The organism is Proteus penneri, assembly GCF_022369495.1.
Classification (GTDB): domain Bacteria; phylum Pseudomonadota; class Gammaproteobacteria; order Enterobacterales; family Enterobacteriaceae; genus Proteus; species Proteus penneri.
In genome coordinates this window covers 1584201-1597059 of record NZ_CP059690.1, presented here as the reverse complement: position 1 = coordinate 1597059, position 12859 = coordinate 1584201, and the positions used below count along the sequence as shown (strand labels likewise).

Annotated in this window: 16 protein-coding genes; 8 read left to right on the top strand and 8 right to left on the bottom strand. The window is 39.4% G+C overall.

Going from position 1 to position 12859, the window contains the following annotated elements:
- Nucleotides 1–35: 35 nt before the first annotated feature.
- Nucleotides 36–209, bottom strand: coding sequence for a hypothetical protein (locus tag H1225_RS07275; RefSeq protein ID WP_006536543.1), 174 nt, complete (start codon nucleotides 207–209; stop codon nucleotides 36–38).
- Between the two features lie 251 nt (nucleotides 210–460).
- On the opposite strand from H1225_RS07275, the gene H1225_RS07270 reads away from it, so the two are divergent.
- From H1225_RS07270 to H1225_RS07260, 3 genes are all read left to right on the top strand, one after another.
- On the top strand, nucleotides 461–979 hold the full coding sequence (locus H1225_RS07270; RefSeq protein ID WP_109847381.1) for a hypothetical protein: 519 nt from the start codon (nucleotides 461–463) through the stop codon (nucleotides 977–979).
- A gap of 366 nt (nucleotides 980–1345) precedes the next feature.
- The gene (locus H1225_RS07265; RefSeq protein ID WP_109847383.1) at nucleotides 1346–1837 is read left to right on the top strand and encodes a hypothetical protein; all 492 of its coding nucleotides are present in this window, start codon (nucleotides 1346–1348) and stop codon (nucleotides 1835–1837) included.
- 267 nt (nucleotides 1838–2104) lie between these two features.
- Nucleotides 2105–2269 (top strand): hypothetical protein, encoded by a 165-nt coding sequence (locus H1225_RS07260; RefSeq protein WP_006536548.1) that lies wholly within the window; start codon nucleotides 2105–2107, stop codon nucleotides 2267–2269.
- On the opposite strand, the gene H1225_RS07255 is transcribed toward H1225_RS07260, so the two are convergent.
- The 4 genes from H1225_RS07255 to pth form a co-directional block, all read right to left on the bottom strand.
- The gene (locus tag H1225_RS07255; RefSeq protein WP_006536549.1) at nucleotides 2266–2883 is read right to left on the bottom strand and encodes a Fic/DOC family protein; all 618 of its coding nucleotides are present in this window, start codon (nucleotides 2881–2883) and stop codon (nucleotides 2266–2268) included. The genes H1225_RS07260 and H1225_RS07255 overlap by 4 nt on opposite strands.
- 142 nt (nucleotides 2884–3025) lie before the next feature.
- On the bottom strand, nucleotides 3026–3232 hold the full coding sequence (locus H1225_RS07250; protein WP_115065385.1) for a hypothetical protein: 207 nt from the start codon (nucleotides 3230–3232) through the stop codon (nucleotides 3026–3028).
- A 64-nt stretch (nucleotides 3233–3296) separates the two neighbouring features.
- A complete protein-coding gene (gene ychF / locus H1225_RS07245) occupies nucleotides 3297–4388 on the bottom strand; it encodes a redox-regulated ATPase YchF (protein WP_072064039.1) in 1092 nt (363 codons plus the stop codon).
- A gap of 183 nt (nucleotides 4389–4571) precedes the next feature.
- Entirely contained in the window at nucleotides 4572–5156 is a 585-nt protein-coding gene (gene pth / locus H1225_RS07240; protein WP_109847384.1) for an aminoacyl-tRNA hydrolase, read from the bottom strand.
- A 344-nt stretch (nucleotides 5157–5500) separates the two neighbouring features.
- On the opposite strand from pth, the gene ychH reads away from it, so the two are divergent.
- On the top strand, nucleotides 5501–5779 hold the full coding sequence (ychH, locus tag H1225_RS07235) for a stress-induced protein YchH (protein WP_006536555.1): 279 nt from the start codon (nucleotides 5501–5503) through the stop codon (nucleotides 5777–5779).
- Nucleotides 5780–6016: 237 nt separating this feature from the next.
- Here the strand turns inward: ychH and prs are convergent, their stop codons facing one another.
- The 3 genes from prs to lolB all read right to left on the bottom strand — a co-directional run bounded on the left by prs (nucleotide 6017) and on the right by lolB (nucleotide 8562).
- Nucleotides 6017–6964 carry a ribose-phosphate diphosphokinase gene (prs, locus tag H1225_RS07230; RefSeq protein WP_036912921.1) on the bottom strand — a complete coding sequence of 316 codons (948 nt, stop codon included), beginning with the start codon at nucleotides 6962–6964 and terminating at the stop codon, nucleotides 6017–6019.
- Nucleotides 6965–7051: 87 nt separating this feature from the next.
- Nucleotides 7052–7927 carry a 4-(cytidine 5'-diphospho)-2-C-methyl-D-erythritol kinase gene (ispE, locus tag H1225_RS07225; protein ID WP_161724971.1) on the bottom strand — a complete coding sequence of 292 codons (876 nt, stop codon included), beginning with the start codon at nucleotides 7925–7927 and terminating at the stop codon, nucleotides 7052–7054.
- The gene (lolB, locus tag H1225_RS07220) at nucleotides 7924–8562 is read right to left on the bottom strand and encodes a lipoprotein insertase outer membrane protein LolB (protein ID WP_006536558.1); all 639 of its coding nucleotides are present in this window, start codon (nucleotides 8560–8562) and stop codon (nucleotides 7924–7926) included. The genes ispE and lolB overlap by 4 nt, the downstream gene beginning before the upstream one ends.
- A gap of 240 nt (nucleotides 8563–8802) precedes the next feature.
- On the opposite strand from lolB, the gene hemA reads away from it, so the two are divergent.
- The 4 genes from hemA to sirB1 are packed head-to-tail and all read left to right on the top strand — an operon-like array spanning nucleotide 8803 to nucleotide 12817.
- Complete coding sequence (hemA, locus tag H1225_RS07215) at nucleotides 8803–10065, top strand: glutamyl-tRNA reductase (protein ID WP_109847385.1); 1263 nt, start codon at nucleotides 8803–8805, stop codon at nucleotides 10063–10065.
- Between the two features lie 28 nt (nucleotides 10066–10093).
- Nucleotides 10094–11176, top strand: a complete 1083-nt coding sequence (gene prfA / locus H1225_RS07210) for a peptide chain release factor 1 (protein WP_072064034.1) — start codon at nucleotides 10094–10096, stop codon at nucleotides 11174–11176.
- Nucleotides 11176–12024, top strand: a complete 849-nt coding sequence (gene prmC, locus H1225_RS07205) for a peptide chain release factor N(5)-glutamine methyltransferase (RefSeq protein ID WP_239739609.1) — start codon at nucleotides 11176–11178, stop codon at nucleotides 12022–12024. Before prfA ends, prmC begins: the two co-directional genes overlap by 1 nt.
- Nucleotides 12008–12817 (top strand): invasion regulator SirB1, encoded by an 810-nt coding sequence (sirB1, locus tag H1225_RS07200; RefSeq protein ID WP_167426104.1) that lies wholly within the window; start codon nucleotides 12008–12010, stop codon nucleotides 12815–12817. Before prmC ends, sirB1 begins: the two co-directional genes overlap by 17 nt.
- Nucleotides 12818–12859 lie beyond the last annotated feature (42 nt).

Here is a 12859-nt window from a genome sequence, read left to right as displayed (position 1 = left end):
GTTAACCTGTTAGCACAATTCTGAATAATGTGAGGCTAAATTTGGCTTTTCCAATAAATCAAATATCGCAAATAATCCCCTCCATCCTCTTGCAGACCATGCACCAACGGTTTCATGCTTTTATTGGGGAAGTCAGGCCACTCACCAATTCCTCTTGTTTGATGAATGTTTTCCTCACCGAGGCTTTCCCAGCCAGCCTCATTCGGCACCCATAAACCTTGCCACTCTTCCTGTGCTATACGTTATCTATATATGGCTATAGTATGGGGATATTGGGATTTGCTATTTTCGCCTAGACCGCGAGTTGTTGCTCTTAACTGATCGCTTTGAGTAGCTGGCACGGGTGTTTGACGCTTTCTTGGTTTTTCTAATTACCTACTAAAAAATGGGGTTAGCGGTAACTCCACTAAAAAAGGTATTTGCGTAATTCAATTTACTATTAACAACATGGTAAATTGAAATGACAGCATATATCACCAAAGATAACATTCTTGTTACAGAAGCTACAGTAGAAGCCTATAAAGCAATTGTTCTGAGCGTTCCCTTTGATAATACCGTCGATCAACGTCATAAACCTCAATATTACAGTGAAATTGGCTTGTTCTTACAGCATATTATCTGTAGTGCGACGGTTAGCAAAAATACGAAGAAAAAATCGAGGTTTAAAGGAGATAAAGAGTGGACGTATTCAGTACCATTTTCCGCTGAACTGGGAAAAGAGAAATTTCCTATGATTTTTAAGCAAAGTCGCGATTTAGGCTTAGAACGCGGTTTAGAGTTTTTGGAACAAGCTAAAATCATTAAAATTATCCAACATAGCTATGGAACCCATAAGTGCCGAGAATTTGCTTTATCTAAAAGTGTCCTTAAAGCTTTATTTCCCGGTAAACGAAAGGATTATCTTAAACGTACAGATCGCTATACCTATTTGACGAATATTTTGATAAGCGTAAGAAACCCGAAACACTGTATGAATTGATGTTAAAAAGCTCTATTCCAACGATTATGTATCAGAAATACTGGAACATTGGAAATTAGAGACAACAGAGCTACGCGAAAGCATAAATCAACTCATTGACGAGTATCTAAAAATAGGAAAGAAAAATAGGCATGGGCTTTCTGTCGTGAATGAGGTTGAGCAACCATTTAATACGACAAAGCGAAAAACAAAAAATGGGGAATGGAAAAAGTGGCATCGTGATGTGATGCGACGTAAGTTACTTGCTCACATGATTCAAGGGTTAGCAGTAACACGATATCAGGTGATATTGATACTCCCCAAGTTAAAATTAGAGATCAAGGTATTGCTTTTTCTAATAGTGCTATTTTACTGACCGAGCAATTAATGGGCCAAGTAGTAACTGCATATAAAGCTAAAGAGAGAAAATCTAGATACTCACCGTTGACAGCCAAAAGGCTATTAACAACGTTAAAAGATAAAATTCCGGATATTTATAAAGGTTATATTCCAGACAATCCATATTTAGAAGTTAAACAAGATTTGTCCGCATATATTCCGATGAGAAAAAATGGATTGAGTGATGTTGCGACAGTAATATCTGCAGATTATTTAGATGTTGAGCGAAGGTCCACTCGTTTTTATGAAGCAATGAGAGATCTTTCTTTAGTAAATATGGCCTCCAAGGGAAAAACTAATTCAAAAAGTGCTTTTGTGTTAAAACCCCAAGGGATGACCCGTTTATCAAACTCGCTCAGGAAGAGTATTGACGGTGAAATAGAGATGTTTAAGTACCAAGCCAAAGATAGAAGTTTTGAAGTGGTCATATGCGATGATTCGGATGATTTTGTCACTAAAGCATTATCTTGGTGCGCTTAGTTAATTGAATATAGATGTTTTTTATGAGCTGCGTTAAGGTTACATTTGCCCAAATCATATAACCTCCTTGATGTCGGTTTTTGATTTGGAACTAACGTAGCTCTCACATAAGATGTAAGAGTAACTTCTAACTTCCTCAGTTCGCTCAAAGCAGATGGAAATGAAGTGACATTGTGCTGTAAAATTTTTAACTAGAAAAGTGATCTATATTGCCATATAAAACAAAGCTGATAAAATGCACTATCTTCAGTTTGAAGTGAGACTACCATGAAAAAGAATGAATTAATTCAAGCAACAAGACCAACTCGTACTCAACTTATTCGTTCGGTAGCAACCTCTACGGCGATTGAAACAGGGCAGGAGTCTCGTCGTCTTGAAGAAGAGATGAAAGCGAAGCGTGAGAAGTTTGGGCACTTGAAACTCGCGATTTAGTTCGTTTTCAAGGCTTCGTTAACCCAATATTTCATGGGTTCATAGTTAAGGTTTAACCCTGCGTGGATTGCTGCAATATACTGCTCGGGGTGTTGAGTCCAACGTTCATAGTCTAACGGCTGGTAGCCTGCTTGTACTGCCATCACATCAGCAAGTAAGCGCGATAAACGCCCATTCCCCTCCCTAAACGGATGTATCAGAATTAACTCCACATGCACTGTGGCTATAGCTTCTATGACTTGTTCTCGGCTCATATTGGTGCAGGGTGTGTACTTCGCTAGAAACTCTTTTTCAAATTGAGCAAGTAACTTTGCAACTCGACTCGCAGGGGCAAACATAAAGCCACCCTTGCTAATATTCACCGTACGTAACTGACCAGCCCACTCGTAAACATTCCCTAACCATTGGCGGTGCCAACGCTGAATAAGTGATACGGTAATTTGCTCAGTGGAAAATTGTTCTTCAAAAATGACTTGATACAGTTTTTCTAACAGGACAAGCTCAGCATCATTGATATCATCAACGTTTGAAAGCCCTAGCTTATTAGCTAGCACTTCTTCATCAGAACCATCAGCAAATTTTCCTTCGCTGTTAAACACATCGTATTTATTCATATAAGCGTGTTCTTGTGGTGTGGGTATGAATTTTGTACGTTATAATGCTAAAAACATCAGATAAATAATAACTACCTATAAATCAACGGATTAATTAAGTGTAGGTTGAATTGTAGGTTTTGCTGAAAAATAATAAATATCGTTATATTTCAACGCCAACACGCCCATGCATCATGATTTTGCGCTCTTCAAGATAAGTTGCATGATTATATGAACGTCTAACGCTATTTGAGTCCATATGGGCTAATTGTGCTTCGATAGCATCAGGTCGATATCCTAACTCATTTAATCGCGAGCTTTTATGAAACTTAATGAGACATAAAAAAGCATAAAACCCAGTTAATATCATGAATTTTATGCTATTTTATTATTAAGTGATACTTTTTGAAACAGTGTGAGACTTAAGTGTAGGCTTACACATTAAATAAGAAGTTCATTACATCGCCGTCTTGAACGATATACTCTTTACCTTCTGCTCGCATTTTACCAGCTTCTTTTGCGCCTTGTTCACCACCGTAAGTGATAAAATCGTTATAAGCTATAGTTTGAGCACGGATAAAACCTTTTTCAAAGTCAGTGTGGATTTTACCTGCGGCTTGTGGCGCTGTTGCACCTACAGGGATTGTCCATGCACGTACTTCTTTAACGCCAGCAGTGAAGTAAGTTTGTAAGTTCAGTAATGAGTAACCCGCGCGAATAACACGGTTTAAACCAGGCTCTTCAATGCCTAAATCTTGCATAAATTCTTCGCGTTCTGCATCTTCTAACTCAGCTATGTCTGCTTCGATAGCGGCACAAACAGGAACAACCACAGAGCCTTCTGCTTCTGCGATTTTGCGAACAGTTTCAAGATATGGGTTATTTTCAAAACCATCTTCATTAACGTTTGCAATATACATTGTTGGTTTTAACGTTAAGAAGCTTAAATAACGAATCGTTGCTTTTTCTTCTTCCGTTAAATCTAAAGCACGTAACATGCCAGCGTTTTCTAAATGCGGTAAGCATTTTTCTAACACTTCCATTTCTGCTTTAGCAATTTTATCGCCACCTTTTGCTTTTTTCTGATTACGGTGCATTGCACGTTCACAGGTATCTAAGTCAGAAAGCGCTAATTCAGTATTGATAGTCTCGATATCTTCAGCAGGATCAACTTTACCCGCAACGTGAATGATATTGTCATTTTCAAAACAACGAACGACATGACCAATCGCTTCAGTTTCACGGATGTTCGTTAGGAATTGGTTACCTAAACCTTCACCTTTAGATGCGCCTTTTACTAAGCCAGCAATATCAACAAATTCCATTGTTGTAGGTAAAATACGTTGTGGCTTAACAATTTCAGCGAGTTTATCTAAGCGAGGATCAGGCATTGGAACAACACCTGTGTTTGGCTCGATAGTACAGAATGGGAAGTTGGCTGCCTCAATACCTGCCTTAGTTAAGGCATTAAACAGTGTAGATTTCCCTACGTTAGGCAGACCGACGATACCACATTTAAATCCCATAAACGTTCACCTTGTCACATAAAAACAACAGAAGGGAGTATTCCTGTTGTGTGCTGTTAAAAAAATTTGGCGCTATTATAGAGCAAATCCCTGTTTGATTAAATCATCAGGAATTAATCGCACAAAAGAAGAGGGCATTTTACCCTCTGAATATTGAAATTGCTTAATTTATCAATGCAATGATTATGCTTTAAAGCTATGTAAGCGGTTTATTGCTTTCTCATAACCATCACGCATTAAAATATCTGTGCACGAAAGTGCTTCATTGATAGCGTCATCAATTAATTTTTGTTCACTCATTGGTGGCTTGCCTAATACAAAGCCAACAACTTTATTTTTATCACCAGGGTGACCAATACCAATGCGCAAACGATAGAAATTTGGATTATTGCTAAACTTACTTTGAATATCTTTTAATCCGTTATGGCCGCCATTACCACCACCTAATTTCATTTTGACAACACCGGGCGGTAAATCGAGTTCATCATGTGCAACTAAAATTTCATCAAGTTCAATACGATAAAAATTCGCCATTGCTTGTACTGCTTTACCACTCAAATTCATAAAAGTGGTCGGAACCAATAAACGAACATCATTACCATTTAAATTAATGCGTGCGGTGTAACCAAAAAATTTGCTCTCTTCTTTTAGAGATTGCTGATGACGTTGAGCCAATAAATCTACATACCAAGCTCCCGCATTATGGCGAGTCTGGGCATAATCTGCACCGGGGTTTGCTAACCCGACGATAAGTTTAATTTTACTCACAATAGCCTTTCACTGTTATCGTCTTAAAAGAAAGCCCATAGTTTACCCGTCTAAGCACAGAAGCACAAAATAGATTGCATAGAATGTTTTTTGAAATGATAGTCAGAGGAAATATCACTTCTTTGACTTAACAAAAAAAGCGAAAGTGACAAATTTGGCGCTATTTTCTTCTTTTGAAAGATAAAAACACATTTTTTGTTAAGAATTATCAATAAATTTCGGAGCGATGTGATCCCTTCGACAATAACTTCTTAGCATTTATGGCTATAATAACTACAAAGAATAAAAGGTTATTCGATGTATTTTGTTGTTGAATCGTCTGACGACGCGCTTGGAGGTGCAACATGAAATATAAACATGCATTCGCAGTTGGTAATTTATGTATGGCTACGGGGATGATAGTAATGCTCGGTAGTCTTGGTTATACGCTTCTTAGTCATATTTTCCCATTAGGATTGCCTGAATTTTTAGCCGATATCTCTTTAATGGGGATCTTTATTGGTGCTCTGGTTTGGCTAGCAGGTGCCCGTATCGGGGGTAGAGAAACAATAGCAGAAAGATATTGGTGGTTACGTAATCATGATGAACGTTATCGTCGCCATGATAATCACCGTTATCCATAATGTTGTTATCACAAATAAATATCAGGACAGATAAAAAAACAAATAAGCTAAAACTGATATTAGGTGAATGAAAGTTGTCATTATGTGTTGTAATACACATCTATAGACCCGTTTAATAATAACGGGTTTTTTGTTGCCTAAAATTTTTAATCTAGAAAAAACAACAAAAAAACCCACTATAACAAACGCTATAGCGGGTTTTTAGTTATCTCAAATTGCAATGAATGTTATAACAAATTAATGTTCAAACATCGCAGAGATTGACTCTTCATTGCTAATACGGCGAATTGCTTCAGCCAGCATACCAGAAAGAGTCAATGAACGGACTTTATTTAATGCTTTGATTTCTGCTGATAACGGAATTGTATCGCAGACAACCACTTCATCAATAACAGAGCTTTTGATGTTCTCAACAGCATTACCAGAAAAGATTGGGTGAGTCGCGTAAGCAAATACGCGTTTCGCACCACGTTCTTTCAGCGCTTCAGCTGCTTTACACAATGTACCGCCTGTGTCGATCATATCGTCAACAAGGATACAGTCGCGGTTAGCAACATCACCAATAATATGCATAACTTGAGAAACGTTAGCACGAGGGCGACGTTTATCAATAATAGCCATATCAGTGTCGTTTAGCAGTTTAGCGATAGCACGAGCGCGAACAACACCGCCAATATCTGGAGAAACAACAATAGGGTTGTCCAAATCTTTTTGAAGCATATCTTCTAAAAGAATTGGGCTGCCGAAGACATTGTCAACCGGTACATCAAAGAACCCTTGGATTTGTTCTGCGTGTAAGTCACAGGTTAAAACACGGTCTACGCCTACACTAGATAAGAAATCCGCAACAACTTTTGCCGTAATAGGAACACGGGCTGAACGAACACGGCGATCCTGACGGGCATAACCAAAGTAAGGAATAACAGCAGTGATACGACCAGCGGAAGCTCGACGTAATGCGTCAACCATGACCACTAATTCCATTAAGTTATCATTAGTAGGTGCACAGGTTGATTGAATGATAAATACATCACCACCACGTACGTTTTCGTTGATTTGCACACTGACTTCACCGTCGCTAAAACGACCTACAGCCGCGTCTCCTAGGCTAGTGTAGAGTCGGTTGGCAACACGTTGAGCCAGTTCCGGGGTTGCGTTACCAGCAAAAAGCTTCATATCGGGCACGAGAAAAACCTCAGGCTTGCGTCCAGAGAGAGATATTGTTGACCTGTAAAGAACGTGTTTATGAACATAGGGTTTGTAAACATCATCTTACGGGTGCAATAACACAGGTATCCTTGAGCGGAATAAATGCAGAGGAGAAATGTTGACGCCTTGCGCTACAAACCCATGCACCCACTCAGGGGCGTTAATTAACACTTCACTAGCGGCAACTTGTGATCCGAACTCACCGAACACACAGGCACCTGTCCCAGTTAAGCGTGACGGTGCATATTCTAACAGCCACGAAAGCAGATATTCAACCTCACGAAAACGTTTTCTTGCGATCATTTCACAGTCATTCTCGAACGGAGCCTTTAATAATGCGCCAAGAGAGCGAATAGGCGAATTACGTTTTAATTCTGGATCTGTGAAGATTGTCGGGGTTGGAATGGAAATTCCAGGGTGTGCAACCAAATACCATTGTTCTTTTGGTTCTGCTGGGGTCAAAATTTCACCAACACCTTCAGCGAACGCAGCATGACCTTTTACAAAAACAGGGACATCAGCCCCTAAACTTACCCCTAATTCGGCTAAGGTTTCATCACTTAAACCCGCTTGCCAGTGGTAATTAAGTGCAATTAATGTGGTTGCGGCGTTAGAAGAGCCTCCGCCTAAGCCACCACCCATTGGTAGCTTTTTATCAACACTAATATCTGCGCCTTGATACTTCAAAGGAATATGATGTTGTTGGCAATAATCACGCAGTAATTTAGCTGCTTTAATAATTAAATTATCTTTATCTTCTACGCCTTCAATCGGCGTTAAGATAGTTAACTGAGTATCATCACGAGGAGTAATCGTTAATGTGTCACCATAATCTAAAAATTGGAATAATGTTTGTAGATTATGATAGCCATCCGAGCGTTTCCCTGTGATATAGAGAAAAAGATTTAATTTGGCAGGCGAAGGCCAACTTAGAGTCATTGCTGTATATCCCAGTTATCCATTTTTAATTTGATGATGCGTTCGCCTTGTTTTAACTCAAGACGCTGTGGCAGGTTGGGGGTGGTACTTGAATCATAAGCTTGGTAAGTCACGATCCAATCACCTTCAGGTGCTGGTAATGTGACAGATTTTAATAAGTGATTAGCATCTAACTCAAAATGAGTTGCATCACCCGGTAAACCAACAAGCCAAGCACGTAGATTTTTGAGTGGAATAACCATGCCAGTAAGTTGGTAGATCATCTCTGCTGGGTTATCGCTATAATACTTTTTACCTTTATTGTCAGTGACTTCAATGACACCTGGCATAACATTTAAATCAAGCTCAGTGGTACCTAGCGGATTCGTCAATAATAAACGATAACGCTCATCTGCTTTGTCTTGCCAATAGAATCGGGCATAGGTTTTGTTTGTATCTTCGATATAAGCAAAAGCGCCTCGAGTTTCATATTGTGAAATTTTCTTTAATGCTTGTTGGCGAGCTTGCCATTGCATATCGTTATCAGATGCTGAACCTTGTGTCTTTATCTGATTTAGATTACAGGCACTCAGCAACAACGCCGTTAGCGGGATAAGGCGCAGGAGTTGTTTGGTTGAAAAAAAGCGTGAACGCATAGCTGAGACATTCCTTTAATTCGTTATTAGTTGAAAAAAAGAGTATCATAAACCTCATGATATAACGATATTTCGTTAAATTGTGTATAGAAATCTCTTATCACTCAAGTAAGCTCTTTTATTGAATCTGTTCATCAAGTAGAATGGCGGGAATGAAGAGTCCATACTAAATGCGCTGTTTTAGGTTTACACTAAGTCAAGTCGCGAGGCGGTATTTATTCATAACTCGATATAGTTGATATGACGTTATTAGCATTAGGTATTAATCATAAAACAGCCCCCGTTGCTTTACGTGAGAAAGTCTCTTTTTCTCCTGATACCATGGGTGATGCCTTAAATAACCTTTTACAGCAACCTGCTGTCAGAGGTGGTGTTGTGCTGTCTACTTGTAACCGTACTGAGCTTTATCTTAGTATGGAAGACAAAGAAAATAGTCATGAACAGCTTATTCGCTGGTTATGTCAATATCACCAAATAGAGCCAAATGAGCTGAAAAACAGTGTTTATTGGCATCAAGATAATCAAGCTGTCAGCCATTTAATGCGAGTGGCAAGTGGTTTAGATTCTCTCGTATTAGGTGAACCTCAAATTTTAGGGCAAGTTAAAAAAGCCTTTGCCGATTCCCAAAATTATGACTCGCTCTCTTCAGAGCTGGAACGTTTGTTTCAGAAGTCTTTTTCAGTTGCGAAAAGAGTGAGAACAGAGACACAGATCGGTGCTAATGCCGTTTCTGTTGCTTTTGCTGCTTGTACATTAGCGCGTCAAATCTTCGAATCGTTATCCTCTTTGACTATTTTATTAGTGGGCGCAGGCGAGACGATAGAATTAGTTGCTCGTCATCTTCGTGAACATCAAGTTAAAAAAATCATTATTGCTAACCGAACTAAAGAGCGTGCTCAGCGTTTAGCTAATGAAGTCGATGCGGATGTTATTACATTATCAGAGATTGATGAATGTTTATCGCAAGCTGATATTGTTATTAGTTCTACCGCAAGTCCTTTGCCTATTATTGGCAAAGGGATGGTTGAAAGGGCGCTTAAAAAGCGTCGCAATCAACCTATGTTGCTGGTGGATATTGCGGTTCCGCGAGATATTGAACAAGATGTTGAAAAACTCAATAATGTCTACCTTTATAGTGTCGATGATTTAGAAGCGATTATTCAACATAACCGCGAACAACGCCAAGCGGCTGCTATTCAAGCCGAACATATTGTTCAACAAGAAAGTGGACAATTTATGGATTGGCTACGAGCGCAAGGTGCTGTGGGTGCGATTAGAGAATATCGGGACAGTGCTGAAATGCTACGTGCAGAAATGACAGAAAAAGCCATCACATTGATACAAAATGGCGCAGATGCAGAAAAAGTTATTCAGCAACTCTCACATCAATTGATGAATCGTCTAATTCACACACCTACGAAATCTCTTCAACAGGCTGCCAGTGATGGTGATATTGAACGCCTGAATTTATTACGCGAAAGTTTGGGTATTACCCATAATTAACTTTGTCTAACAGGATCTTAATCTACGAATGAAGCCTTCTATTGTCGCTAAGTTGGAAGCTCTACAAGAGCGTTATGAAGAAATTCAGGCTCTTCTGTCAGAAGCCGATGTGATTGCCTCTCAGGAGCGTTTTCGTGCGCTTTCAAAAGAATACTCTCAATTAACCGACGTCACGGCTTGTTTTAGTCAATGGCGAAAAGTGCAAGACGACATCGAAGCAGCAGAAATGATGCTTGATGATCCTGAAATGAAAGAGATGGCGCAAGAAGAGCTGAAAGAAGCGCAAGCACTAAACGATGATTTAGAGCAACAATTACAAGTGCTGTTATTGCCTAAAGATCCTGATGATGAATTTAACTGTTTCCTTGAAATTCGGGCAGGAACAGGTGGGGATGAAGCTGCATTATTTGCTGGTGATTTATTCCGTATGTATAGCCGCTATGCAGAATCACGTCGCTGGCGTATTGAAGTCATGAATGCTAACGAAGGTGAGCATGGTGGCTATAAAGAAGTCATTGCAAAAGTAGTGGGTGATGGCGCTTATGGGGTATTGAAATTTGAATCAGGCGGTCACCGTGTTCAACGTGTACCAGAAACAGAATCTCAAGGTCGTATTCATACCTCGGCTTGTACGGTTGCAGTATTAGCTGAAGTGCCAGAAGCTGAATTACCTGATATTAGTCCAAGCGATTTACGTATTGATACATTCCGTTCGTCAGGTGCGGGTGGTCAGCACGTTAATACCACCGACTCTGCTATCCGTATTACGCATATTCCAACGGGGATTGTAGTGGAATGTCAGGATGAGCGTTCACAGCACAAAAACAAAGCCAAAGCGATGTCTGTATTAGGCGCACGTATTCGTGCTGCTGAAATGCAAAAACGTCAAGAAGCCGAAGCGTCTGAACGTCGTAACTTATTAGGTTCTGGTGATCGTTCTGATCGTATTAGAACGTATAACTTCCCACAAGGGCGAGTGACAGATCATCGTATCAACCTCACATTTTATCGTTTAGATGAAGTGATGGAAGGGAAATTAGATCCTCTAATTCAGCCTATTGTCACTGAATATCAAGCGGACCAGCTTTCTGCACTTTCTGAGTTAAATTAATGAATTATGAACAATGGCTGCGTCAAGCAGCCTTGCAATTAATTGAAAGTGACAGCCCTAAACGTGATGCTGAAATTTTACTTGGGCACGTAACACAGCGTGCTCGAACGTACTTAGTGGCTTTTAATGAAACGTTGCTTTCACAAGACGAATTAACACAATTATCGCAACTACTTACTCGACGCATTAAAGGTGAACCTATCGCTTATCTAGTGGGTGAAAGAGAATTTTGGTCACTGCCTTTAAAAGTCTCACCTGCAACATTAATTCCTCGACCTGATACTGAATGTCTTGTTGAACAAGCGTTAGAAAAACTACCAACAGAGCCAATAACTATTCTTGATTTAGGAACGGGAACTGGGGCTATTGCGCTTGCTATGGCATCAGAGCGCCCTGACTGCCATATTATTGGTGTGGATTTTCAAGCCGAAGCCGTAGCGTTAGCGCAAGAGAATGCGACCCGCTTAGCATTAAACAACACAGAATTTATGGAAAGTTGCTGGTTTAGTTCACTCTCTGGGTATCAATTTGGTATGATAATTAGTAATCCTCCTTACATAGATGAAAATGATGAGCATATTCATCAGGGGGATGTTCGTTTTGAACCTTTAACCGCATTAGTTGCTGGTAATAACGGTTTTGCTGATATCGAGATTATCATTGAAACCGCCCGTCAGTTTTTAACTGATAAAGGCTGGGTATTACTGGAGCACGGTTGGCAGCAAGGTGAAGGTGTTCGCAAAATTTTTACTGATAAGGGTTACTGCTGTGTGGAAACTTTCCGTGATTATGGCGGTAATGAGCGAGTGACAGTAGGTCGTTGGAATTATGATAGAAACCATAGCTGATTACGAATTTAATAAAGCCCCTTTAGTTAAGGGCATGATCCTTATCTCTCAGGCTATTCGACCTGATTTTCCGACTACTTCTGTTGGTTATCAACTAGCACAACTTGTTGAACAAGCAGAAGCTGAAATTCCTAAGCAAGGAAACATCAAAGAGCAAATAGAAGCATTACTAAAACTGTTTTATAAGCAGTGGCACTTTAGTGGTGCAAGTGGTAAATATTGTCTTTCTGATACTTTATGGTTAGATAAAGTATTAGCGACTCATGTAGGTTCTCCTGTTTCTCTGGGTTCGATTCTTATTTATATCGCACAATTGTTAAATTTACCGTTAGCGCCTGTTATTTTTCCTACACAACTTATTATCAGAATAGATATTCCTAACGAACAACCGTTATTTTTAAATCCAATAAATGGCGAATATCTATCACAACATACCCTAGAAGTTTGGTTAAAAGGGAATGTAGGAAATAATTCGGTACTATTAGAGGCAGATTTAGAAGAGTCAGAATACAGTTCCATTATTCGTAAACTTTTGGATACATTAAAAGTTTCTTTAATGGAAGAAAAGAATATGGAGCAAGCATTAAAAGCGAGTGAAACGGTATTAATGTTTGATCCTGAAGATCCTTACGAGATACGTGATCGCGGACTTATTTTTGCTCAGTTAGAGTGTAACCATGTGGCGATTTCTGACTTAAACTATTTTGTTGAGCAATGTCCTGAAGATCCTATTTCAGAGATGATCAAAATCCAAATTCATTCGATAGAACAAAATCCTATTGTTCTACATTAAAAATTTAAGAAACGTACTTGATTAATACAGTACATGACAAAC